This window comes from Streptomyces qaidamensis (assembly GCF_001611795.1).
In the GTDB taxonomy this organism is placed as follows: domain Bacteria; phylum Actinomycetota; class Actinomycetes; order Streptomycetales; family Streptomycetaceae; genus Streptomyces; species Streptomyces qaidamensis.
Map to the genome: position 1 here is coordinate 5,349,194 of NZ_CP015098.1, position 22,781 is coordinate 5,371,974.

19 protein-coding genes and 1 riboswitch are annotated in these 22,781 nt (G+C 72.9%); of the genes, 10 read left to right on the forward strand and 9 right to left on the reverse strand.

The genetic code is table 11. The annotated features are described in order from the left end of the window. Positions 1 to 174: 174 nt before the first annotated feature. Both A4E84_RS23780 and fahA read right to left on the reverse strand, forming a co-directional pair. Positions 175 to 1,113, reverse strand: a complete 939-nt coding sequence (locus A4E84_RS23780; protein ID WP_062931577.1) for a M56 family metallopeptidase — start codon at positions 1,111 to 1,113, stop codon at positions 175 to 177. Between the two features lie 225 nt (positions 1,114 to 1,338). Continuing rightward, the gene (gene fahA / locus A4E84_RS23785) at positions 1,339 to 2,550 is read right to left on the reverse strand and encodes a fumarylacetoacetase (RefSeq protein ID WP_062928525.1); all 1,212 of its coding nucleotides are present in this window, start codon (positions 2,548 to 2,550) and stop codon (positions 1,339 to 1,341) included. Positions 2,551 to 2,860: 310 nt separating this feature from the next. Here fahA and A4E84_RS23790 point away from each other — a divergent pair, with 310 nt between their 5' ends. The 5 genes from A4E84_RS23790 (at position 2,861) to A4E84_RS23810 (ending at position 10,186) form a co-directional block, all read left to right on the forward strand. Continuing rightward, positions 2,861 to 4,126, forward strand: a complete 1,266-nt coding sequence (locus A4E84_RS23790; protein WP_079129091.1) for a DegT/DnrJ/EryC1/StrS family aminotransferase — start codon at positions 2,861 to 2,863, stop codon at positions 4,124 to 4,126. Next, on the forward strand, positions 4,119 to 6,530 hold the full coding sequence (locus A4E84_RS23795; RefSeq protein WP_079129092.1) for an oligosaccharide flippase family protein: 2,412 nt from the start codon (positions 4,119 to 4,121) through the stop codon (positions 6,528 to 6,530). The genes A4E84_RS23790 and A4E84_RS23795 overlap by 8 nt, the downstream gene beginning before the upstream one ends. A gap of 259 nt (positions 6,531 to 6,789) precedes the next feature. After that, positions 6,790 to 8,607 carry a hypothetical protein gene (locus A4E84_RS23800; protein WP_062928527.1) on the forward strand — a complete coding sequence of 606 codons (1,818 nt, stop codon included), beginning with the start codon at positions 6,790 to 6,792 and terminating at the stop codon, positions 8,605 to 8,607. Beyond that, the gene (locus A4E84_RS23805) at positions 8,604 to 9,044 is read left to right on the forward strand and encodes a hypothetical protein (protein ID WP_062928528.1); all 441 of its coding nucleotides are present in this window, start codon (positions 8,604 to 8,606) and stop codon (positions 9,042 to 9,044) included. The genes A4E84_RS23800 and A4E84_RS23805 overlap by 4 nt, the downstream gene beginning before the upstream one ends. Next, on the forward strand, positions 9,041 to 10,186 hold the full coding sequence (locus A4E84_RS23810) for a glycosyl hydrolase (protein WP_062928529.1): 1,146 nt from the start codon (positions 9,041 to 9,043) through the stop codon (positions 10,184 to 10,186). The genes A4E84_RS23805 and A4E84_RS23810 overlap by 4 nt, the downstream gene beginning before the upstream one ends. An 11-nt stretch (positions 10,187 to 10,197) precedes the next feature. On the opposite strand, the gene A4E84_RS23815 is transcribed toward A4E84_RS23810, so the two are convergent. The 3 genes from A4E84_RS23815 to A4E84_RS23825 all read right to left on the reverse strand — a co-directional run bounded on the left by A4E84_RS23815 (position 10,198) and on the right by A4E84_RS23825 (position 13,462). Beyond that, positions 10,198 to 10,953, reverse strand: a complete 756-nt coding sequence (locus tag A4E84_RS23815) for a polysaccharide deacetylase family protein (protein ID WP_062931578.1) — start codon at positions 10,951 to 10,953, stop codon at positions 10,198 to 10,200. A gap of 83 nt (positions 10,954 to 11,036) precedes the next feature. Further along, positions 11,037 to 12,356, reverse strand: a complete 1,320-nt coding sequence (locus A4E84_RS23820) for a glycosyltransferase family 2 protein (RefSeq protein ID WP_062928530.1) — start codon at positions 12,354 to 12,356, stop codon at positions 11,037 to 11,039. A gap of 20 nt (positions 12,357 to 12,376) precedes the next feature. Next, the gene (locus A4E84_RS23825) at positions 12,377 to 13,462 is read right to left on the reverse strand and encodes a GNAT family N-acetyltransferase (protein ID WP_062928531.1); all 1,086 of its coding nucleotides are present in this window, start codon (positions 13,460 to 13,462) and stop codon (positions 12,377 to 12,379) included. A 192-nt stretch (positions 13,463 to 13,654) separates the two neighbouring features. Here A4E84_RS23825 and A4E84_RS23830 point away from each other — a divergent pair, with 192 nt between their 5' ends. Further along, complete coding sequence (locus tag A4E84_RS23830) at positions 13,655 to 14,503, forward strand: Cof-type HAD-IIB family hydrolase (RefSeq protein ID WP_062928532.1); 849 nt, start codon at positions 13,655 to 13,657, stop codon at positions 14,501 to 14,503. Here the strand turns inward: A4E84_RS23830 and A4E84_RS23835 are convergent. Next, the gene (locus A4E84_RS23835; RefSeq protein WP_062928533.1) at positions 14,467 to 15,246 is read right to left on the reverse strand and encodes a transglycosylase SLT domain-containing protein; all 780 of its coding nucleotides are present in this window, start codon (positions 15,244 to 15,246) and stop codon (positions 14,467 to 14,469) included. The two genes, A4E84_RS23830 and A4E84_RS23835, sit on opposite strands and share 37 nt — an antisense overlap. A 3-nt stretch (positions 15,247 to 15,249) precedes the next feature. After that, positions 15,250 to 15,419, reverse strand: a riboswitch (cyclic di-AMP (ydaO/yuaA leader). A 509-nt stretch (positions 15,420 to 15,928) separates the two neighbouring features. Between A4E84_RS23835 and A4E84_RS23840 the strand changes: the two genes are divergently transcribed. From A4E84_RS23840 to A4E84_RS23855, 4 genes are all read left to right on the forward strand, one after another. Continuing rightward, a complete protein-coding gene (locus tag A4E84_RS23840) occupies positions 15,929 to 16,939 on the forward strand; it encodes a polyprenyl synthetase family protein (RefSeq protein ID WP_062928534.1) in 1,011 nt (336 codons plus the stop codon). Between the two features lie 230 nt (positions 16,940 to 17,169). Beyond that, a complete protein-coding gene (locus A4E84_RS23845; RefSeq protein ID WP_062928535.1) occupies positions 17,170 to 18,429 on the forward strand; it encodes a LolA family protein in 1,260 nt (419 codons plus the stop codon). Between the two features lie 41 nt (positions 18,430 to 18,470). Next, on the forward strand, positions 18,471 to 19,457 hold the full coding sequence (locus tag A4E84_RS23850) for an ABC transporter ATP-binding protein (RefSeq protein ID WP_062928536.1): 987 nt from the start codon (positions 18,471 to 18,473) through the stop codon (positions 19,455 to 19,457). Further along, on the forward strand, positions 19,444 to 20,322 hold the full coding sequence (locus A4E84_RS23855) for an ABC transporter permease (RefSeq protein WP_062928537.1): 879 nt from the start codon (positions 19,444 to 19,446) through the stop codon (positions 20,320 to 20,322). Before A4E84_RS23850 ends, A4E84_RS23855 begins: the two co-directional genes overlap by 14 nt. Before the next feature lie 3 nt (positions 20,323 to 20,325). Here the strand turns inward: A4E84_RS23855 and A4E84_RS23860 are convergent, their stop codons facing one another. The 3 genes from A4E84_RS23860 to A4E84_RS23870 form a co-directional block, all read right to left on the reverse strand. Further along, entirely contained in the window at positions 20,326 to 20,907 is a 582-nt protein-coding gene (locus tag A4E84_RS23860; RefSeq protein ID WP_062928538.1) for a flavodoxin family protein, read from the reverse strand. 85 nt (positions 20,908 to 20,992) lie between these two features. Further along, positions 20,993 to 22,138: an amidase gene (locus A4E84_RS23865; RefSeq protein ID WP_418082263.1), complete on the reverse strand. Its 1,146-nt coding sequence runs from the start codon at positions 22,136 to 22,138 to the stop codon at positions 20,993 to 20,995. Continuing rightward, positions 22,135 to 22,638, reverse strand: coding sequence for a DUF6668 family protein (locus tag A4E84_RS23870; RefSeq protein ID WP_062928539.1), 504 nt, complete (start codon positions 22,636 to 22,638; stop codon positions 22,135 to 22,137). The genes A4E84_RS23865 and A4E84_RS23870 overlap by 4 nt, the downstream gene beginning before the upstream one ends. Positions 22,639 to 22,781: the final 143 nt, after the last annotated feature.

Consider the following 22,781-nt stretch of genomic DNA (forward strand, 5'->3'; position numbering starts at 1 on the left):
CGGAGCCGGTGCGCCGCCGGGAGCTACGGCCGTCGGGTTGGCCCCCGCCGGGAGTCACCGGCTGCGGAGCCGGTGCGCCGCCGAGGGTTACGGCCGTCGGGTTGGCCCCGCAGCGAGCCACCGCCCGCCGGTCCGGCATCCCCGTGAGCCCCACCGGCCGCCGGTCCGGCCCCGCTATGACAGTGCCGTCAGTCCCGGGGCGAACGCGATCAGCAGGGGCAGCAGCGGTACGAGGGCCGCCGTCGTGGTGGTCAGGGCCCGGTGCCGGCGGCCCAGCCGGGGAGGCGGTTCCAGGAGCCGGTCGACCCGCTCGCCCAGCAGGCGGTGGCTGGAGGCGCAGGACAGGACGCCGCGGTGCTGGTTGAGCTCGATCAGGGCCAGGGCCGTGGTCAGGTGGCCGCAGCGGCGGGAGGCCGTGTCGTCGGCGGCCAGTTCGACCAGGCGGTGGGTCTGGTCGCAGAAGTGGGCGAACAGCGGGATGCGGGGGAAGCCGGTGGCCAGGGCCGTGGACAGGTGCAGCAGCCAGTCGTGGCGGGCCCGGGCGTGGCCCCGCTCGTGGGTGAGGACGGCGTCGATCTGGTGCCCGGTGAGGCGGTGCAGGGCGCCCGTGGTGACGATCAGCTGCGGCGGGCTGCCGGGCATCCACCAGGCGTCCGGGTACTCGTCCTCCAGGACCAGCAGCGGTCCCCGCGCAGCGGGCAGGCCGGCCGGCAGGTCGGGGGCGCGCTCGCGCAGGTGGGCGCGGGCCTGGGCGCGGCGCCGGCGGGCCTCGACGAGCTCCCGGGCGAGCATCGCCGTCGTCCAGGCGGCACCGCAGGCCAGCAGCAGGGTGAGGGCGGCGGCCCAGGGCGGGGCGGTGGACAGGTCGTACGCCGCGGTCACCGCGGGGGGCGCCGGGGCGAAGAGCTGGGCGCGGACGGTACCGAAGACGGCCGCGGCGCCCAGGGAGAGTGCCGTCACGCAGCACAGCAGAACGGTGGCCACCAGGCACTGCCAGACCCACAGCGCGACCACCGGTTCCCGCTCGGGCCATGCGGCCCGCGTCAGCGCACGGGGAACGGGGACGGCGGCCGTCACGGCGACGACGCTCAGCAGGAGCAGGCAGACGGTCATGGCCACGGGCTCCGGTTCCTCGTCGGAAGAGGGGCGGCTACGGGTCGTTCGGGGGAGGGCGGTCGCCGTGCGCACCGGTGCGCCGAGCGTGGCGTACGTGCGGGCACACCGCCCCGCGCCCAGTATGACGGGCCGGGCGGTGTGCGTCAGGGGCTGAACGACAACAGAGGAAACGGGAGGGGCGACCGTCGCACGCCTGGAGAGGCTGCTCCCGGCCGGTCCGCGTCAGCCCTGGACCACCCGGCCCGTCACCTCGCCCAGCCCGACCCGTACGCCGTTCGGTCCCGGGGCCCAGGCCGAGAGGGTCACCTCGTCGCCGTCCTCCAGGAACGTGCGCTTGCCGTCGGGGAGTTCGAGCGGTTCGCGGCCGTTCCAGGTGAGCTCCAGCAGGGAGCCGCGTTCCCCTTCCGCCGGGCCGCTGACCGTGCCGGAGCCGTACAGGTCGCCGGTGCGCAGGGAGGCGCCGTTGACGGTCATGTGGGCCAGTTGCTGGGCGGCCGTCCAGTACATGGTGGAGAAGGGAGGCTCGGAGATGACGTGGCCGTTGACGGCGACGCTGATCCGCAGGTCGTAGCCGCCGGGTTCCTCGTCGCTGTCGTCCAGGTAGGGCAGCAGCCCGTGCGTCCGGGCCGGAGGCGCCACGAGCGCCTCCTCCAGGGCGTCCAGCGGGGTGATCCAGGCCGACACCGACGTGGCGAAGGACTTGCCGAGGAACGGGCCGAGCGGCACGTACTCCCAGGCCTGGATGTCGCGCGCGGACCAGTCGTTGAGGAGGCACAGCCCGAACACGTGCTCGCGGAAGTCGCCGAGGGCCACCGGCGCGCCCATCCGGGAGGGCACGCCGACGACGAACCCGACCTCGGCCTCGATGTCCAGGCGGACGGACGGGCCGAAGACGGGAGCGGCGTCCGTGGGCGCCTTGCGCTGGCCGGACGGGCGTGCGACCTCCGTGCCGGAGACGACGACCGTGCCGGAGCGGCCGTGGTAGCCGATCGGCAGGTGCTTCCAGTTGGGGGTGAGGGAGTCCTCGGCGTCGGGGCGGAAGATCTGCCCGACGTTCCGGGCGTGGTTCTCGGAGGCGTAGAAGTCGACGTAGTCCGCGACCTCGAACGGCAGGTGCAGGGTCACCGACGACAGGGGGTGGAGCAGCGGTGCGACGGTCTCGCGGTGGGACGGCACGGTCACCCAGGCGGTCAGCGCCCGGCGCACGTCGGACCAGGCGGTGCGGCCCGCGGCCAGCAGCGGATTGAGGGTCGGCCGCGCGAGCAGGGAGGCGTACGGCGAGCCGAGCGCGTGGGCCGCCGCGCCCGCGTCCAGCACGTGGTCGCCGAGGCGGACGCCCACGGTCCGGTGGGACGAGCCGGGGAGGGAGAACACGCCGTACGGCAGGTTGTGCGGGCCGAAGGGGTCGCCCTCGGGGACATCGAAGGGGGGCATCGGGTGCTGCCTCGCTTTCGGGTGTGCCATGTCGTCGCCACGTGTTCGTGGTCGTGCCACACGTTACGGGTGACACGCCGGTCCTGGGCAGAGTCCGAGGAGGCGGAGACGGACGAACGGGGCAGGTGGGCCCTGGTGGGACCGGACGGGGCGACTCCGGCGCGCCGGACGGGACGCCACATTCGTACGTGCCGGAAGTTATCCACAGGACGCGACGCAATCTTGACGGAGCGGTGCGAACGGGGCGACTCTGGGCGGGTGCCGGAAGGCCTCGGGGAGGGGGCTTTCCCACGGCACATCTGGGGGGCGGATGGCCATAGGGGAGGCCGGTCCGGGTTCGGTGCGGCATGGCGCACAGCCGAAACGGCTGGAAGAGACCATGCGCGTCCGGCTCGGCCGGGAATGTGTGTACGTACCGTCGTGCCGTTTCGGGCTGTACGTGGCGCTGCGCCACTGGTGCCCGCCCGGCGGACGGGTCCTGATGTCGCCGGTCAACGACGACGTGATCTTCTTCGTCGTGCTCGCGGCCGGACTGCGGCCGGTGCAGGCGCCGTTGAACCCGCTCGACGCGTCCATCGACATCGATGCCGTGCCGGACGAGGTGTGGGGCTCGGTGTCGGCCGTCCTCACCACGAACCTGTACGGGAACCCGGACCCGGCGCCGCGCCTCAGGCAGAAGTGCGACGCGCTGGGGATCCCGCTCTTCGAGGACGGGGCGCACGCGATCGGCAGCCGGGTGGGGGACAGACCGGTCGGGGCGTGGGGCGAGGCCTCCGTGTTCAGCCTGTCCAAGCACGTCGGGGCCAAGGCCGGAGGCATCCTCTCGCTCGCCGACCCGGGGCTGCGTGAGGCGGTGGAGAAGACCTGCGCCGGACTGCTCGCGCCACGCCGGACCAGTGCCGAACTGGCCTACCTGATCCGGCCCTACGCGGAGGCGGCGGTGCGCGGGCTGCGGCTGCGGCGCGCCGCCTGGGCCGCGATCCGGCTGCTGGGACTGGCGGACCGCGAGGAGATCCGGATGCCGCTGCGCCCGGACGAACTCGCCCTCGCCGCCCGCGAGACGCCCGGGCTCGACGCCCATCACCCGTGGGTGCGCGTCGACATGCACGACTACCGCCTGGAGGCCGGACGGCTGCGACTGCGGCGCATCGGGCGGGGGCTCGACCGGCTGGACGACGTCCTGGACGCCTGCCGGGCCGGCACGGAGCTGCTGCTCTCCACGCCCTGGGCCAAGCCGCGTGACGCCTACGGCACCCAGCCGTTGTTCCGTGTGCCGCTGTTCGTGGCCGACCGGGACGCGGCGGTGGCGGCTCTCGCGCGACAGGGCATCGTCGTCGGCTACCTCTACGACCCGCCCCTCGACGACTACGCCGGTGCGGAGTTCACCGACCCCTCGCCGGCCCCCGAGGCGGCCCGCTGGTTCGCCCGGCACGCGCTGCCCGTGGACCCGCTGCGGGCGCGGACGGTCGCCGAGGTGCTGGAGCGGTCCGGGGCGCGGCCGGTGCGGGCGCCGGGAGAGGAAGAGCCGCCTCGGAGCAGGCCGACACCGGGAGGGCTGGGACAGTCCCGTGACTGAGATCCAGGTGCACGAGCCCGCCGCCGCGCGCACCGACGGCGGCGGGCCGAAGCCTGCCGACGGCGACCACACCCACGACTCGCTTTTCAAGAACGCCTACTTCCTCATGCTCAGCACCGGCGTCTCCGCCGTACTGGGCCTGGGATTCTGGCTGGTGGCCGCCCGCTACTATACGGAGGAGGCCGTCGGCCAGGGCTCGGCCGCGATCGCCGCGATGCGGCTGCTCGCCAGCATCACGGCGACGACGATGATCGGCGCCGTCGTCCGCTTCGTCCCGCGCGCGGGACGCCAGACCGGGCGCCTGGTGTGGGGCACGTACGTGGCCAGTTCGCTGGTCGTGGCGCTCGCGGCCGCCGTCTTCCTGCTCACGCTCGACGCGTGGGGAGCGTCCTACGCGCCCCTGGGCAGGCCCATGGCGGGAGCGGTGTTCGTCGCGGCGTGCGTGGCCTGGGCGCTGCTCACCCTCCAGGACGGGGTGCTCACCGGACTGCGCAAGGCGGAGTGGGTGCCCGCCGGGAACGCGGTGTTCTCGGTCGGGAAGCTGGTCCTCCTGGCGGTCTTCGCCGGCATGCTGCCCGTGCTCGGCATCTTCGTCTCCTGGGCGGTGGCGATCGCCTTCTCCACGCTGCCGCTGGGCTGGCTGATCTTTCGCCGGCTGATCCCGCGCCAGGCGGAGGCCGACCGCGACAAGGAACCCCCGAAGATCAAGGACATGGGGCGTTTCCTGGCCGGGGACTCGCTGGGCGCCCTGTTCAGCCTGGCGATGATCAACCTGCTGCCGGTGATGGTCGCGGTCCGCTTCAGCGCCGCCGAGAACGGTTACTTCTACGTGGCGTACACCGTCGGCGGCACGATGGAGTTCATGGCCATCAACATGGCCTCGTCGCTCACCGCGCACGCCTCGCACGACCCCCGCCAGCTCGCCGACGGCGTCCGGGGCGCCCTGCGGCGCATGACGCTGCTGCTGGTCCCGGTCGTGGCCGTGCTGGTCGTCTTCGCCCCGTACATCCTCACGCCCTTCAGCCCCGACTACGCCGAGCACGGCTCGACCGTGCTGCGGCTGCTGGCCTTGGGCGCCCTGCCGCGGGTGGTGGTGGAGCTCTACATCGGCGTGCTGCGCGTCCAGGGGCGCACGGGTGTGCTCGCCGCGCTCCAAGGGACCATGTGCGCCCTCGTGCTGGGCAGCGCGGCCGTGCTGTTCACCCCGTCCGGGATCGCGGGCGCGGGCTGGGCGGTGCTGCTGAGCATGACGCTGATCGCCGTCGTCTCCACGGCCGGGCTGCGCGCGGCCCTGCGCCACGACGACAGTGCGCCCGCCGTCCGCACGCCCGCGGCCCCCTCCTACGGCACCCACTGGGCGAAACTCAACGCCACCGCCGGGTACGGCACGACCTGGGCCCGCCGGGCCGCCCACCAGCCCCGGGAGGGCGACCAGGACACGGTCACGCTCTTCATAGGGCGCCCCGGCTACGAGCGCGAGGCGCTCCAGGCGGACACGCTGGCGCTGATCGTGCGGCCGGAGGGCCCGACCGGGCAGCCACCGCCCCACGGCCTCGGGGAGCCGGACCGGCAGCCGCCGCCCCACGGCCTCGGGGAGCCGGACCGGCAGCCAGGGCCCCACGGCCTCGGGGAGCCGGACCGGCAGCCAGGGCCCCACGGCCTCGGGGAGCCGGACCGGCAGCCAGGGCCCCACGGCCCCGGGGAGCCGGACCAGGAGCCGCGGGAGCGGCGGCTGAGAGGCGCCTTGTGGAGCCTGCTCGGTGTCGCCGTCGTGTTCTTCTGGGCCCCGCTGCGGGACCTGCCGTGGCTCGACCGGCCATCCGAAGCGGCCCTGACCGGCCGTCAGCTGCTGGAGGGCCTGCCCCTGCCGTCGCTCACCGCGGGCGGCCTCCTGCTCGTGGTGTTCGTCGCCGCCGTCACGCTGAGCACGCGGCGCGACCCGTGGCTGCCCGGCACGGCGCTGGGCGCCGCCCTCATCGCCCTGTACGCCGCACCGGCCGCCCTCGGACGGGAACCGCGGCCGGTGGACGGGGCGTTGTATGAGAGGACGGCCGGTTTCCTGGCGGACATGGGGGGGCTCTCGGGGTCCGAACCGCTGCTGCGCTGGGCGCCGCCGGTCTGCCAGTTGCTGTGTCTCGTACCACTGGGGCTGCTGCTCGCGAGCGCGGGCGGGCGGCTGCCGTGGCCGGGGCGCTGGGGGGTTCTGTATCTCGTCGCGGTCGGCGGCTGGGTGTGGCGTGACGCGCTCGCACCCCTCGCGCCGCCCCTGCTCGTCACCCTCACGCTGCTCCTGCTGTTCCACCGCGCCGTGACGGCCTGGGCGCGCTCCCGCACCACAGCCTCAACAGGCCCCTCAGCCGACCGAGCGGCCGACGAACCACCGAGCGGCCCGCCCCGCGACTGATCAGACCCGAAGCCGAAACCGATCCGGGCTCCGGGCCGACAGAGGCTGAACAGAGGCCGACAGAGGCCGAACAGAGCCGAAGAGAGCAACCGCCAGGGGGGGAACCACCGTGCGTCCGCCAGTCACACCGAGGGAGAGATCCACGCCAGAACCCACACCCGCACGGGACGGCGCGAACACCCCCGGCAGCGGCCCCGAGACGGCCAGCCAGTCCTCCAGCCCCTCCTCCTCGGAGTCGTCGAGCCCCGCCCACGAGCCCGTGAGGGATCTCTCCGACCTGCCCCCGGCCTGGTCCGGGCGCCGCGCACTGGCCTGGCCGGGTGTGCCGCTGCTCGTCGCCCTCGCGCTCTGGGCGTACGCCGTGCGGCACACCGACGTCTCGCGGCTCGACGACTACGGGCTGGTCAGCGCGCTGCATCCGGCCTTCTGGGCGGGGCTCGCGGTGCTCACCACCGGCTTCTGGTTCACGGTCCGCGACGCGCGCCGGCCGGGCGCCTGGTCGGCGGCGTACGTGCTGGGCCTGCTGGTGATGGAGCGGGCCACGCAGGCAGTGCTCTACCCGACGCCGCTGTACGCCTGGGCGTGGAAGCACGAGGCGGTCATCGACCATCTGTTGACGGCCGGCGGTCTGCAGACGGCCGATCAGGTCGGCGACATGGCGGTGTACGACCAGTGGCCGGGCTTCTTCGCCGCTCAGGCCGCCCTGCAGCGGCTGCTGGGCGTGGACTCGGCGGCGATGTTCATGGCCTGGTGGCCCCTGGTCTCCAGCCTGATGCTGCTGCTCCCGCTGCTGCTGATCTACCGCACCTTCACCGAGGACCGGCGGCTGATCTGGACCGCGGTCTGGCTCTTCTACGTCGCCAACTGGGTCGGGCAGGACTACTTCTCCCCGCAGTCCGTGGCGTACGCGTTGCACGTGGGTGTCCTGGCCGTCGTCCTGCGCCGCTTCGGCCGGTCAGCCGTGCGGCGCGGCCGGCCGCGGCAGGCGGTGTGGACGGTGGTGGTCACCGTCATGATCGTGGCGATCGTCATCTCCCACCAGCTCACCCCGGGCATGCTGGCCGTCTGCCTGCTCGCCCTGTGCCTGAGCCGCCGCTACCGCGACTGGGTCCCGCTGGTCACGACCGTGGTGATCTTCCTGGCCTGGTGCCTCACGGCGGCGCTGCCCTTCCTGTCGGTGGCGATGCCGGACATGATCCGCTCCATCGGCGACGTCGGCGCCAACGTCGAGACGGGCTACGGCGCCACCCCGACCGGCACCGGAGCGATCGCGACCTCCTGGGCGGCCCGGCTGCTGTCCGGCTCCGTGCTGCTGCTCGCGGCCGTCGGCGTGCTGCGCCAGCGGGTGCTGCGCCACCGGGCCCGGCCCCTGCTGCTGGTCGCGGCGGCCCCGCTGCCGATGTTCGCGGCGAGCAGCTACGGCAGCGAGATGATCTTCCGGGTGCTCCTGTTCATGCTGCCCGGCGCCGCCTTCTTCGCCGCCGCGGCACTGCTGCCCGAGGTCCGCACACTGGCCGCCGACGCCGCCGAACGGGACACCGGCAACCGGCAGCTCACCGGCACCGCCAGGCCCCGCCGGTGGGGCATCGGCACCTGGGTGCCGCTGGCCGCGCTGCTCGGCGGAACCCTGGCGTTCGTCCCCGCCTACTCCGGCAAGGACCGGATCAACTACTTCCCGCCGCAGGAAGTGGCCCTCGTACGGCAGCTCTTCGACCAGGCGCCCGACGGCTCGCTGGTCGTCGCCGCCAACCGCAACTACCCGGACGCGTACGCCTCCTACTGGAGCATCGACCACTACTGGTTCCTCGACGACGCCCGCAGCCACGTCGACAAGATCGTCCGGGCCCCGGCCGCCACCCTCGCCGACGACATGGCCGGGGTGGAGCGGCCGGCCCGGGCCTACTTCCTGCTCACCCAGGGGCAGTTGGCCAACTCCGAGATGAACGGGCAGCTCGACAGGGCGCAGCTGGACCGCATCCGGACGTCCGTCGCCGCCTCGCCGCGCTTCCGGCTGGTGGCGGAGAACAGCGCCGGATGGCTCTACGAACTGAAGCAGTCAGAGGGGGCGGAGCGATGACACCGCAGGAACTCGTGGTCCGGATGCTGCCCCCGTTCGGCGGCTGGCTGGCGCTGGCCGCGCTCGCCCTGCCCGGTGGATCACCGCTGCGCGGAGCCGCGGTCGTGCTCTTCCTGGCGGCGGGCCCGGGCGCGGCCGTGGTCAGAGTCTGTGCCCCCGCCCTGGGGGCGCGTCCCGCCGAGGGGCCTGTGGAGCGCCGGGACCCGGATTTCGCCCGCCACTCCGACCTGCTGGAGCGGCTGATGCTGACGCTGTTCCTGAGCATCGGCGCCGTGATGCTCGTCGCGACCGTGCTGATCGCCACGCACACCTTCAGCGCGCAGCGGGTGCTGCTGACGCTGACGCTGCTGACCACACTCGCCGCGTTCTGTCCGCCGCTGCGCGCCTCCCCGCCGCCGGGCACGACGCCGAGGACACCGAAGGGTTCCGCTCAGTGAGGTTCAACCGCCCCCACCGTCCCTTTCGCCGCAAGCCGAGCACGACCGGAGGACAGCACCGAAAGGATCCGCACCCGGCGCAGTCCGCCGGCCCGCCGGCATCCAGCCGGCGCCGTCTGCTGATCACGTCGGCCACGGTCGTCAGCGCGGTCCTGGTCGCCGTACTCGCCCTGCGCGACGCGTCGGGGCCGGACCCGGGAGCCGCCGGATCCAAGGCGGACTGCCGCCCCACGGCCCTCCTGGAACCGCCCTGCGGCGCCTGGTTCGGGGCGTTCGTGCCGCACGAGCGGGACGACCTGCCGGAGAAGGTGCGCGCCTACGAGAAGCGCGTGGGCCGCAAACTCGACATCGTGTACACGTACCACGACATGTCCCTGGCCTCGGGCACCCGGCGCGAGGGCCGGCTGCTCACCCCGGAGGAGCGGCGCGTCGGAGAGGACCACCTGCTGCTGCTGTCCTGGGAGAGCAAGTGGTGGGGTGGCACGAAGCGGCAGCAGCCGACCTGGAAGCAGATCGCCGCCGGCGAGCTGGACGACAAGGTCATCGACGTCCAGGCCCGGCGCATCAAGGACTACGGCAAGAAGGTGTTCCTCTCCTTCGACCTGGAGATGGACACCCGCACCCCGGACAACGGCACGCCGGCCGACTACGTGAAGGCCTACCGGCACATTCACGACCGCTTCCGTGAACTGGGCGTCGACAACGTGGTGTGGACGTGGATCACCACCGGGTACCTCGACCACGCCGACGAGATCAAGAAGATGTACCCGGGCGACGACTACGTCGACTGGGTCGGTTACAACCAGTACAACTACTACCGCTGCCACGAAGCGGACTGGCTGACCTTCGCACAGACCCAGAACGCCACGCACGACTGGATCCGCGCCAACATCTCCGACGACAAGCCGCTGATGCTCTCCGAGTTCGGCACGGCCGCGGACGCGAACCGCCCGCAGCGGCAGGCCGAGTGGTACGCGGAGGTGCCCGGGGTCCTGAAGGGCCTTGAGGGCGTCAAGGCCGCTCTCCAGTGGAACTACCGCGACCCCGGGCCGCACTGCAACCTGGCGCTGGCCAACGACGCGGCCTGGGACAGCCTGCGCAAGGCGGTCTCCGACCCGTACCTCAACCAGCCGCTCAGGTAGCCCCCGCCCGGTCAGCCCGCGAACTCGGGCCCGTGCACCACGGCACGGGCCCGCCGGTACCAGCGCCACGCGATCGTCTTCGGCCCGTCACGGTACGGCGCGACCCGTGCGCCCGCCCCCGCCAGCCAGCCCGTGACGTCGGCGACGGTGTGGGTGCGCCGGACGATGAGCCGGGCGATGCGGTACCGCTCGTCACGGTCGGAGCTGAGCGCGTGCCGCACTGCGGTCGCCGTCTCGTAGCCGGCCCGCGCCGACATCGCCCGCACCCGGGGGCTGTTGTAGCCGTGCGGGTAGGCGAGGTGCCGGATCTCGTGCCCGAGGGCGTCCTCCAGTACGGCCTTGGAGGTGCGCAGTTCGTACGCCAGGGCCTTGGCGGACAGGGTGTCGAGCTGCGCGTGCGTGACGGTGTGACTGCCGATCTCCATGCCGGAACGTTCCAGCTCCGCCGCCCGGGCCAGGGTCATCATCGGGGCGGGCGGCAGCAGACTGCGGCCGCCCGGGGCGATGGCGCCGGTGGTGAGGTAGGCGGTGGCGGGCAGCCCGCGTGCGGCCAGGACCTCGGCGGTGGGGCCGGGCAGATCGGCGAACCCGTCGTCGAAGGTGAGCAGCACGGGCCGGGGCGGCAGCGGCGCCCGCCCGGCCAGATGATCGGCGATGGCGCTGATCGTGACGGGGGTGCGCCCACTGCCGGCGATGACGTCGAGATGCGCCGCGAACTGCCGAGGCGTGACCGTGAACTCGGCGATCCACTCGGGTGGGTCGTCCATCACGGCGTGGTAGAGGAAGACGGGGATGACCGGGGTGCCCGAGGGCGATATCGGCCCCTCACCACGGGTACGTGCCGACGTCGTCATCTCGCCCCCTGAGCGGGCTGCGCCCGCTGAGCCGTCTTCTCCCGAACCGCCGCGCGCAGTGCGTACCGCGCCCGCAGATAGCCGAGGGGCCCGTAGACCATCCCCCTGCGCTGCAACCGCGACAGCCGCCGCGGCCATGGGTGGGTCCGCACGTCGTGATCGCCGGGCGTGCCCGTGCCGTCCGCCGGCTCCGTCTCGCGTACCGCCGTCAGCGTGCGGGCGTGGGCGAGGCCGCGGGGCAGCCTCGCGAGGAACGCCGGCAGCAGCGCGGGCCGGTTCACGAGCACCGCGGTGAGGTAGGCGGTGAGCCCGGCGCCGTAGCCGTAGGCCTGGGTCTCCAGGTCCCGCCAGGTCTCCCGGTGGTGGTGCCAGACCAGGGCGTACGGCGTGTAGCGCAGCCGGTGGCCCTGGGCCAAAACGCGCACGAAGCCGTAGAGGTCGTCGCCGCCCCGGGCGGCCGTCCCGGCGCCGGTGGCCGGGTCGAAACCGCCGACGGAACGCAGCACCGCCGTCCGGAACGCCATGTTCGCGCCCGAGCCGAACCGCCCGGCGGTGAACGGAAACAGCGGCTCGTCGCCCGGCGGACGCGCGGGGTCGTACGTCCTTGGAGTGAAGCCTTTCGCGAAGCCGCCGTGGCTCTCCAGCAGCACCTGGGCCGGGGTCGTCAGCCGCGCGGGCAGGATCAGCCCGGTGCAGCAGCCGAGCCCGGCGTCGGCGGCGAAGGGCGCGCTCAGCTCGGTCAGCCAGCGCGGGTCGGCGACCACGTCGTCGTCGGTGAAGGCGACCACCTCGCCGCGCACGGCGTCCAGCCCGGCGTTGTGGGCGGCTGCGAGCCCCGGAACGGGTTCACAGACGTACCGCACGCGCTCGGCGTACTTCCGCTCGATCAGCTCCCGCGTCTCGTCCGTGGCCGGCGCGTTGTCGACGACGACGATCTCGAACCGCGGGTGGTCCTGCGCCAGCAGCGAGTCCAGCGCCCGCGCCAGCTGCCCGGCGCGCTCCCGGGTGGCGACGACGACACTCGTGAACGGCGGCTCCCCGGGTTCGCCGAAGACGGCCGGCCCGCACTCCGCCCGCGCCCGCTCCGCCAGCACGGCCCTGGGATCCGCCCCCTCCGGCACCCGCCCGAGCAGTGTGCCCACGGGTCGGCCACCCCGCCTGACCAGTACGAACACCTCGCCGTGCGTCACGGGCCGGTTCCCCGGACCGGGTCTGAGCACCGCCTCGTCATCGTCGAGGTCCAGCTCGGCGACCTGCACCGCCCCGATGTCCAGGAACCGCCGGATCTCCTCCTGCGCACGAACCGAACGGGCCATGCGCCCACCCCCCTTGTGTGTCAGGTACGGCGCAGCCGAGCCGCGCCCTTGAGCGTCCGCGCGGCGAGCGACGCGAGCCGCGGCCTGCTGCGGACGAAGCTGTGCGCGCGGCGCGAGGGCTCGCGGCTCAGCCAGTGCAGTGCCGCGCCGGCCCCCGGCCGGGTCACCGCGCCCTCGTACACGGGCAGTTCGCCCGTCTTCAGCGCGTCCTTGTACTCGGCCGCGCCCCGCCCCAGGTCGAGCATGCCGATGCCGTCGGCGGCCGCCGCCTCGGCCATGCGCAGGTGCAGCACGAGGCCGGGCGAGAACTTCGCGAACTCCGGGTCGTAGGCCGGGAACCAGCAGGCCAGCACCGACGACGAGCGCAGCCCGAAGTGCGCGGCGACGGGCCGCTCACCGGCGTACAGCACCGACAGCGTGCCGCTGCACTCCGGCGCCCGGGTCCGGGCCAGCTGTCCGACGAGCCGGGTGATCCACCCCTGGGCGAACCGGTCCCGGCGGCCGGTCCTGCGGTACTGCGCGGACTTCCACTCCATGAGCGCGCGCAGCGCGGCCGGTTCGCGCTCGTCGAAGACGAACCGCAGCTCGCCGCCCTGCCGGCCGAGCCTGCGCTCCTTGGCCAGGGTGGTCTTCAGGAACTTCGGCGACTGCGAGCGCAGCACCGACTCGTACGTCTCGTAGCCCTTCTCCACGTCGATGACGTAGGTGGCGTGCTCCTCGGCCGCGTACCGGACGAACAGCCGCTGCCCGGCCTCCAGATTGTCGAAGGCGAAGCTCGACACCGAGCAGGCCCTCAGCAGCCGGCCGGTCTCCAGGTCCAGGCCCGGCCGCAGGATTGCGCCCTGCGCGTCCGAGACACCGAGCCCGATCGCCCGGCCCTGCCCCAACGGGCCGCGCTCATAGGGCAGGAACCCGGCCGGTTCCGGCCCCTCGTAGACCACGGCCACCCGGCCCCCGGGCCTGACCCGGCCGACGGCCTCGGTGAACTCCGGTTCCATGAAGGGGTTGCGCGGTGCCTCGGAGGCCGCGCGCAGCGCACGCCAGCGCTCCTTCTCCCCTTCGCCGAGCTCCCCGGGCCCGGCCACGCGTATGCGCCCACTGCTCAACCCGACCCCCCGATCAAGTCCCCCCTGGACACTTGGAAGGTACCGCTCGTTGCGGCCTCACGGGTAGGTAGCGGAGCATGTTGTTGCCAACCGGTGCAGAGGCCTTCAACCGGGCAATCGGTGTCCGTCGCGCGAGGATCGGGGTCCGTCGTGCGATGAAACGAAGGGGCGCACTGTCCGTATTCTCTGATCATGGCCGCACCCATCGCATATTCACTCATCGCCACCGATCTGGACGGGACGTTGCTGCGCGGCGACGACACCCTCTCCGACCGGTCCCTCGCCGCGCTCGCGCGGGTGGCGGACGCCGGTGCCCAGCACCTCGTGGTGACGGGCCGGCCGGCGCCCAGAGTGCGGCCGCTCCTGGACGACCTCGGCACGACGGGGCTCGCGGTGTGCGGGCAGGGCGCGCAGGTGTACGACGCAGGCGCGGACCGGCTGCTGTGGTCCATCACCCTGGACCGGGAACTGGCCGAGACCGCTCTGGGCAAGATCGAGGCCGAGGTGGGGCAGGTGTACGCGGCGGTCGACCAGGACGGGGTCGACGGGCTCACGCTGATCGAGCCGGGTTATCTGATGCCGCACCCGACCCTGCCCGCCGTGCGGGTCGACCGCCGCGACGACCTGTGGGGCGAGCCCATCAGCAAGGTGCTGCTGCGCCATCCCCACCTGTCGGACGACGAGTTGGCGGCGACGGCCCGCTCGGTGGTCGGCTCACTGGCGACGGTGACGATGTCGGGCCCCGGCACGGTCGAACTCCAGCCGTGCGGGATCACCAAGGCCACGGGCCTCGCGCTGGCCGCCGAGCATCTGGGGCTGCGCCCGGCGGACACCCTCGCCTTCGGTGACATGCCCAACGACATCCCGATGTTCGACTGGGCCGCTCACGGGGTGGCGATGGCCAATGCCCATCCCGAACTCAAGGCCGTGGCCGACGAGGTCACCCTGTCGAACGAGGACGACGGCATCGCCGTCGTCCTCGAACGACTGCTGGGCGGGGCGGCTCAGTACGGGCCGTTGACGTTGTCGATCGAGCCGTAACGGTCGGCCGCGTAGTTGCAGGCCGCCGTGATGTTGGCGACCGGGTCGTACGGGTCCCACGACGTGCCGTCCACGTGGTAGGCCTGGAAGGTCGGGTCGATGGTCTGGAGCAGGCCCTTGGACGGGGTGCCCTTGGCGGCGTTGGAGTCCCAGTTGTTGATCGCCAGCGGGTTGCCGGACGACTCGCGCATGATGTTGCGGTAGATGCCGTCGTAGGACCCGGGGATCCCCTTCTGCGCCATGATGTCCAGCGCCTCGCGGATCCATCCGTCCAGGTTGTTCGCGTAGGTCTTCGCCGACGCCTGGGTGGCCTGGGCGACACCGCCGGCGGGCTTCGCGGCCGGCTTGGCGGGGGCGGACGACTTGGTCGCCGTCTTCTTCGCTGCGTCCGTCTTGGTGGTCTTCACCGTCAGCTTCAGACCCGGGTGGATCAGCTTCGGGTCGTCGCCGACGGCGGCGCGGTTGTCCTTGTAGAGCTGCTTCCAGCCGCCCGAGACGTCGTACTTGTCCGCGATGCGGGCGAGCGAGTCGCCCTTGACCACGGTGTACGTGAGGGGCTTGGCGGGCTGGGCCGCCTGCGGCACGGACTGTGCGGCGGCGGGTGCGATCTGTGGCTCGGCGGCACTCGCGTGCGTGGCGCCGAGGAGCGGAAGGGTGAGTGCGGCTCCGCCGGTACCGGCGGCGATGAAGCCTCGGGTCAGCGGGTTGGTTCTGGGGCGACGGTGCTTGCCTCGTCCGGCCATGGCGATATTCCTCTCCGGCGCCTGCGAGGTGAGCTGTCGGGTTCGGGCCGGGAGGTGCCCGGCCGCGTACGGCGCTGTGTGCCGTACGCGGCTTCACCCCGAGCCGTGCCGCTGTGCGGACCGGCGACTTACCTGGGTCCCCCGCTCCTGCCACGCGTGAGTGAGTCGGTTCTGTGGGGAGTCCGGGCGGCGGCAGGATTAGGCGTCCGCCGGACAGGGCCGGAACGTATGCGAGAGCACATGTCGGGAACAAGCACCCCAGTCACATATCACGCAGTTGACCTTGGTCGGGGGCTTTTGGGCCGCTTGATCCTTTGCGGGAGCCAAGGCTCAACTGGCGTTCTGGGGAAGGCGGTACAAGCCGATGCCGTAGTGGGGCGGAAAAGGGGAACAAGTGATTCAACTCACTGATCACGAGCCTGCGGGGCAATTTTCGCCAAGGGGAATTCACGTACTCATCACGGCAAATCGTGCATAGTTCGCTACCTCTGGGTAAGTCGATTTATATCTGTTCTTATAGGTTGATCGAAAACATAACGGTCGTGATCGGATACCACCCGGCCTGTAACCCTGGGTGCTGGCGGTGATCGAAACGTGACCGGATACGCTGGCCGGAGTGAGGGCAGCGACCTATCGACAATCCGCGTAATCACCGGCAGACACAGCAGACAGGAGACCCCTCGTGACCGACGTCGGGCCGTTCGGGCTGAGCGTGCGGGACCAGGCTCTGGAAGCCGATGTCCAGGCCGGGATGGCGGCTGTCGAGGAAGGCTTGCTCGAGGCCACGAAGAGTGAGGTGCCCTTCATCACGGAGGCCGCCCAGCACCTGGTGCGGGCCGGGGGCAAGCGGTTCCGCCCGCTGCTGGTGATGCTCTCCGCCCAGTTCGGCGACCGGTACGCACCCGGGATCGTGCCGTCGGCCGTCGTCGTGGAGCTGACCCACCTCGCCACGCTGTACCACGACGACGTGATGGACGAGGCCGCCGTGCGCCGCGGCGTCGCGAGCGCGAACACCCGCTGGGGCAACTCCGTCGCGGTCCTCACCGGCGATTTCCTCTTCGCCCGCGCCTCGCACATCCTGGCCGACCTCGGCCCGGAGGCCGTGCGGGTGCAGGCCGAGGCGTTCGAGCGGCTGGTGACCGGCCAGATCCTGGAGACGGCCGGACCGCAGGACGGCCGGGACCCCGTCGAGCACTACCTCGACGTGCTGGGCGGCAAGACCGGCTCGCTGGTCGCGGTGTCGTGCCGGTTCGGCGCGATGATGTCCGGCGCCGACGACACGGTCGTGGACGTCCTGACCCAGTACGGCGAGCGGCTCGGCGTCGCCTTCCAGCTCGCGGACGACGTCCTGGACATCGCCTCCCACTCCCACGAGTCCGGCAAGACGCCCGGCACCGACCTGCGTGAGGGCATCCCCACGCTGCCGGTGCTGCGGCTGCGCGAGCGGGCGGCCCGGCTCGGACTCGCCGAGGACATCGCCCTGTGCGAGCTCCTCGACTCCGACCTCACCGACGACGCCCGGCACGCCGAGGCCCTGCGCCTGCTGCGGGCCCACCCGGCGCTGGAGCAGGCCCGGCGGGACACCGTCCGTTACGCCCAGGACGCCCGTTCGGCGCTCGCGCCCCTGCGGGAGTGCACCGCGAAGACGGCGCTCCTGGAGCTGTGCGACGCGGTGGTGCACCGGGCCGGCTAGCCCGCCCTCCCCGCGACCCCTACGGGTCGGGGGAGAAGTCGCCCTTCCGTGTCATACCCCAGCAGTACACGGAGTTGAGCCCGGGGTCTGACGTATCTCCCTGGCCGATTTGGTCAGATGGACACCAGGGAAAGACACCACTCCTCACCTGTTCGGGTGAGAATGGCGGCTCAGGGACGAGTGCGTGGACGACACGGACAGCCGCCGCCGACCACGGAGGTAGGGCACACATGGCACCGTACGCATCCGACGACAGCACGACCGCCGGAGAGGTCGACGAGCAGCGCTCCGGGCGGCGCAAAGCCGCGCGGTACATCGTCCCGGTCACGGTGGTGGGGGTGGCCGCCGCGACGATCGGGCTGGTCCCCGCGCTCGCCGACTCCGGGGACCCCGACCTCCCGAAGATCACCGCACAGCAACTCATCGAGAAGATCGCCAAGTCGGACGTCCAGCAGCTGTCCGGCACGGTGAAGATCAGTACGGACCTCGGCCTGCCGAACCTCGGCGGCCTGGAGTCGGGCCTGCTGTCCGGCGCCGCGGGCCAGGGCGAGGGCGGCTCCTCCGCCGACCCGACGGCCAAGCTCACCGAACTGGCCTCCGGCACGCACACCCTGCGCGTCGCCGCCGACGGCCCGGACAAGCAGAAGCTGTCGCTGCTGGAGAACGCCGCCGAGTACAGCGTCATCCACAACGGCAAGGACGTCTGGGGCTACGACAGCAAGTCCAACGAGGTCTACCACGGCACCTCCTCCGAGAGCCCGGAGCGCGGCAAGGACCAGCAGCCGCCGGCCCTGCCGAAGGACTTCGCCGAGGAGGCCCTGAAGGCGGTCGACGACACCACGTCCGTGACCGTGGACGGCACGGCCCAGGTCGCCGGCCGGGACGCCTACAAGCTGGTCGTCGAGCCGAAGCAGTCCGGCTCCACGGTCGGCGCGATCACCGTCGCCGTGGACGCGAAGACCGGCATGCCGCTGAAGTTCACGCTCACCCCGGCGGGCGGCGGCCCGGCCGTCGTCGACGCGGGCTTCACGAAGGTCAGCTTCGCCGAGCCGGCCGCCTCCACCTTCGACTTCACCCCGCCCAAGGGCGCGAAGGTCACCGAGGAGAAGGACGCGGGCACGGCACGCGACAAGGCGGGCGAGACCCCGCGCAAGGCCCCCGGCAAGCCCTTCGACCTGGGCGAGGCGCCCAAGGCCGGGAAGGACTCCGGCAAGGGAGTCGGCGACCTCGACGGCATGAAGACCATCGGCGAGGGCTGGACCGCCATAGCCACCTTCGACACCGGCGGCGAGGGCGTGCCCTCGGGCAAGGCCGGCGGCGAGTTCGGCGGCTTCATGGACTCGCTCGGCGACAAGGTCCACGGCAAGTTCGGCTCGGGCACGGTCTTCTCCACCCGCCTGGTCAACGCCCTCGTCACCGACGACGGCAAGGTCTACGCGGGCCTGGTCACCAAGGACGCGCTCGTGAAGGCGGCCGACGCCGGCAAGTAGGTCCCGCGGCCGCACGGGACGTCGAGAGAACGAGGAAGCCGATGGGCGAGGTGTCCGCCGGGGAACCGGAGCAGCGTGGGACACGGGCCGGGACCGGGGAACCGGTCATCGCCACCCGCGCGCTCACCAAGCGCTACCGCGGCGGACAGCTCGCCGTGGACGGTCTCGACCTGACCGTCCCGGCGGGCAGCGTCTTCGGCTTCCTCGGACCCAACGGTTCCGGCAAGACCACCACCATCCGCATGCTGATGGGCCTCATCGAGCCCACCTCCGGCACGGCCCGGGTGCTCGGGCAGCCCATGCCCCGGGCCACCCGCGCCGTGCTGCCGCACGTCGGCGCCCTCATCGAGGGCCCGGCCCTCTACGGCTTCCTCTCCGGCAGCGACAACCTGATCCGCTACGACAGCGCCGACCCGGCCGCCGATCCGCGCACCCGGCGCACCCGGGTCGCCTCGGCCCTGGACCGGGTGGGCCTGACCGCCGCCGCGGGCAGGAAGGCCAAGGCGTACTCCCTGGGCATGAAACAGCGCCTGGGCCTCGCGGCCGCGCTGCTCCAGCCGCGCCGGCTGCTCGTGCTGGACGAGCCCACCAACGGCCTCGACCCGCAGGGCATGCGCGAGATCCGCGCCCTGGTGAGGGAGCTGGCCTCGGACGGCACGACCGTTTTCCTCTCCTCCCACCTCCTCGACGAGATCGAGCAGGTCTGCACGCACGCGGCCGTGATGGCGCAGGGCCGGCTGATCACGCAGGGCCCGGTCGCCGAGCTGTCCGCCGGGGCGCGCGGCCGGCTGGTCGTGACCACGCCGGACCCGGCGGAGGCGGCCCGGATCCTGAAGGAGCAGGGCGTCGCCGACGTCGTCGTCGCCGACGACCGGGTGACCGGCGAACCACCGGACCGCGACCTCGCCGAGGTGAACGCCGCGCTGGTGACGGCCGGGGTCCGGGTGCGCGGCTTCACGGTCGAACGGGCCTCGCTGGAGGACGCGTTCGTGGCGCTGACCGGGGAGGGCTTCGATGTCGCGGGCTGAGGTCGCGGAGAGCGTACGGCCGGTGAGCCCGTTGTGGACCTTCGGGCTGCTGCGCAACGAGCTCGTCACCACGTTCCGGCGGTGGCGCACGCTCGCGCTGCTGGCCGTGCTGGCAGGTGTGCCGGTCCTCGTCGGCATCGCCGTCAAGATGGAGACGGGCGACGGCTCGTCGCCCGGCGGCGGGGGCGGCGCAGGACCGGCCTTCATCTCGCAGATCACCAACAACGGCCTGTTCCTCGTCTTCACCGCCCTGGCCGCGACACTCCCGTTCTTCCTGCCGATGGCGGTCGGCGTGGTCGCGGGTGACGCGATCGCCGGCGAGGCCAACTCCGGCACGTTGCGCTACCTGCTGGTCGCTCCGGCCGGCCGCAGCCGCCTGCTGCTCACCAAGTACGCGACGGTGGTCATCTTCTGCCTGGCCGCGACGCTCGTGGTCGCCGTCTCGGCACTGACGGTCGGGGCGCTGCTCTTCCCGCTCGGTGACCTGACGACCATCTCCGGTACGCAGATCAGCTTGGCCGAGGGTCTGGGCAGAGCCCTGCTGATCGCCCTGGCCGTCGCCGCGTCACTGATCGGCGTCGCCGCGCTCGGCCTGTTCGTCTCGACTCTGACGGGCAGCGGCATCGCGGCGATGGCGACGACCGTCGGCCTGCTGATCACGGTCCAGATCCTCGACCAGATCCCGCAACTGCACGCCCTGCAGCCGTACTTCTTCTCCCACTACTGGCTGTCCTTCGCCGACCTCATGCGCGAGCCGGTCTACTGGGACGAACTGGCCAGGAACCTCGGCCTCCAGGCCCTGTACGCGGCGGTGTTCGGGTCGGCGGCGTGGGCGCGCTTCACGGCGAAGGACATCACCGCGTAGCGCTCAGTCCTCGTACAGGAACCGGGCCGGGGGCGCCTCCTGCTCGAAGAAGGTCTTGGCGCGCGTCAGCGCCGCGTCGTCGGTCAGCACGTCACCGGGCTTGCTGCCGTTGCCGAGCAGCACGCCGCCGAAGCGCATCCCCAGGTACGCCGCGGAGTTGTGCAGCGTCCCGACGAGCGGGTCGGCGACCACCTCCTGGGTGTGCGCGAGGGCGGTGACGCCCCACAGGGTGCGGCCGGCCATGGTCGCCTTGAAGTCGAGGCCCGGTGTGCGCAGCCAGCCCGACCAGTAGTCGAGGTAGCGCTTGGTCTGCGCGGAGACCGAGTACCAGTACAGGGGCGAGACGATCACGAGGTCCGTCGCCGCGAGCGTCGCGTCCAGCAGCCGGGCCACGTTGCCCTCGGTCGGGCGGACGTGGTCGCTGTCGTGCCGCAGGTCCTCGAAGTCCGGCACCGGATGCTCGGTGAGGTCGATCCACTCCTGCTCGACGTCCGGGGGCAGTTGCTCGGCGGCCCGGCGGGCCAGCAGCTCGGAGTTGCCCTCGGCGCGAGCGCTGCCCAGGACGAAAAGGAAACGGCGGGTCATGGGTGCCCCTCTGGAAACTCGGCGTACGGCGATAGCATGCGTGTGCATCATATGCGTACGCAAGTAAATCCGCCAGGGGTGCCCGTCACGCCTCCCGCGCCACCGCCAGCAGCAGCGCCTCCCGCCCCGGCTGCGCCACCAGCTGGAGACCCGCCGGGCAGCCGTCGCCGCCGAAGCCCGCGGGCAGGCTGAGCGCGGGGTGACCGCTCAGGTTGAACCCCCAGGTGAGAGACGTGGAGTAGACGTCCCCGGGCCCCTCGTGACCGTGCGGGGCGGTGGGTGCCGTCGGGGTCAGCAGCAGCTCGGCATCGGCGAACAGCCCGGCCAGCCGCCGCCCGTTCTCCGCCCGGACCCGCTCGGCCCCGGCCAGGTCGGAACCGGGGGTGCGCAGGGCCAGCCAGGCCGGGCCGGGATCCGCCAGCCGCAACGGCACCCGCGGCCGCACCAGCCGTACGACCCCTGCCGCCACGAGCCGCTCCACCGCGGCCCGGGCGAGCGCGACGGGCTCCGGGTCGGGGTCGGCGAAGCCCAGGTCGGGGGACCAGACGGCCGGGACGGGGAGGGCCGCCCCGGCCGGTGCCCGCTCCCCGGACACCACCGTCCACCACAGCCCGGCGTCCGACGCCGAGCGGGCGAGCACCCCGGGAACCGCAAGTCCCGTACGGTCGCCGGACGGCAGCCGTCCGCTCGTCGTCTTCAGGCCGACCACCCCGCACCACGCCGCCGGGATGCGCACCGACCCGGCCCCGTCGCCGCCCGTCGCCAGCGGCACCAGCCCGGCCGCCACGGCCGCCGCGGCCCCGGCCGACGAGCCGCCCGGCGTACGGTCGGCCCGCCACGGATTGACGGTCCGGCCGTGGGCCCCGAGCCCCCACGTCTGCCAGGGCGTCCCCGGCCCGGGCACGGAGGTCGCCCCCACGGGCACGCAACCCGCCGCGAGCAGCGGACCCGCCGCGCGCAGCCCGTGCCGTCCCTTCACGGCGACCGGCACGCCGGCCAGCGGCAGGAAGACGTCCGGGCCCCGCCGGTCGAGCCGCGCGTCCACCTCCCGCGCCCGCCGCAACGCCTCGTCGCGCCACACCTCGGCGAACGCGCACAGCTGCGGATCGGTCCGCTCGATCCGCTCCAGGGCCGCCGCGACGACATCCGCCGCGCGCAGCTCCCGGGCCCGTACCCCCGCCGCGATCTCCCCGGCCGACAGGGGGACGGCCGTCGGCGGCAGGGCGGTCAGCGTGCGGCTCCCGTCAGCCGGGCCAGGGCCTCCGTCTCGCGCGGCGGACGCCCCAGGTCGCCGAGGCGCCAGGACGGCACCCACGGCACGCGGTACACGTCGATGACCGACTCCAGCGATCTGACCCGCTGGGCGAGCGGACGCGGCAGCCGGCCCGGGGCGTCCGCCACGAGGACGATCGCGTCCAGGTCGAGCCCCGGCGGAGCCTGGCCCCGCCGGAAGATCTCCACCGCCCCGGCGGCCGTGTCCAGCCCGGCCGCGTGCGTCCGCGCGACCAGCAGTACCGACGAGGGATCGCCGGGCCCGGGCCAGGACCGTCCGCTGTCATGGCCGCCGTAGATGGCGGCGAGCGTGGAGACGCCCGCGCCGCCGTGCAGGCCGACCCAGGAGAAACGCCGCGCCGCGGCATGGGCGTGCGCGGGCTCCGGCGGCCCCGGCTCCGGGGTGGTCACCGGGCCGCGCAGCCAGATCTCCGGCCCCTGTCGCATGCCTGTGTGCATGCCCCTCTCCTCCCTCGTACGGGCGGTCTTCACGCCCTCGGTAACGACCGTGCCGGGGCCGGCGTCCCTTGGGACGAGCCTGTGACACCGTGGTGACGTGAGAAACGGGGGCGAGCGGCCACACTCGACAGCAGGTGTACGAC

Excerpts from the sequence above, each read along its gene's own strand:
- A4E84_RS23780 (WP_062931577.1), bottom strand. The coding sequence starts at position 1,113 with ATGACCGTCTGCCTGCTCCTGCTGAGCGTCGTCGCCGTGACGGCCGCC.
- fahA (WP_062928525.1), bottom strand. The coding sequence starts at position 2,550 with ATGCCCCCCTTCGATGTCCCCGAGGGCGACCCCTTCGGCCCGCACAAC.
- A4E84_RS23790 (WP_079129091.1), top strand. The coding sequence starts at position 2,861 with ATGGCCATAGGGGAGGCCGGTCCGGGTTCGGTGCGGCATGGCGCACAG.
- A4E84_RS23805 (WP_062928528.1), top strand. The coding sequence starts at position 8,604 with ATGACACCGCAGGAACTCGTGGTCCGGATGCTGCCCCCGTTCGGCGGC.
- A4E84_RS23815 (WP_062931578.1), bottom strand. The coding sequence starts at position 10,953 with ATGGACGACCCACCCGAGTGGATCGCCGAGTTCACGGTCACGCCTCGG.
- A4E84_RS23820 (WP_062928530.1), bottom strand. The coding sequence starts at position 12,356 with ATGGCCCGTTCGGTTCGTGCGCAGGAGGAGATCCGGCGGTTCCTGGAC.
- A4E84_RS23830 (WP_062928532.1), top strand. The coding sequence starts at position 13,655 with ATGGCCGCACCCATCGCATATTCACTCATCGCCACCGATCTGGACGGG.
- A4E84_RS23835 (WP_062928533.1), bottom strand. The coding sequence starts at position 15,246 with ATGGCCGGACGAGGCAAGCACCGTCGCCCCAGAACCAACCCGCTGACC.
- A4E84_RS23845 (WP_062928535.1), top strand. The coding sequence starts at position 17,170 with ATGGCACCGTACGCATCCGACGACAGCACGACCGCCGGAGAGGTCGAC.
- A4E84_RS23850 (WP_062928536.1), top strand. The coding sequence starts at position 18,471 with ATGGGCGAGGTGTCCGCCGGGGAACCGGAGCAGCGTGGGACACGGGCC.
- A4E84_RS23855 (WP_062928537.1), top strand. The coding sequence starts at position 19,444 with ATGTCGCGGGCTGAGGTCGCGGAGAGCGTACGGCCGGTGAGCCCGTTG.
- A4E84_RS23860 (WP_062928538.1), bottom strand. The coding sequence starts at position 20,907 with ATGACCCGCCGTTTCCTTTTCGTCCTGGGCAGCGCTCGCGCCGAGGGC.
- A4E84_RS23870 (WP_062928539.1), bottom strand. The coding sequence starts at position 22,638 with ATGCACACAGGCATGCGACAGGGGCCGGAGATCTGGCTGCGCGGCCCG.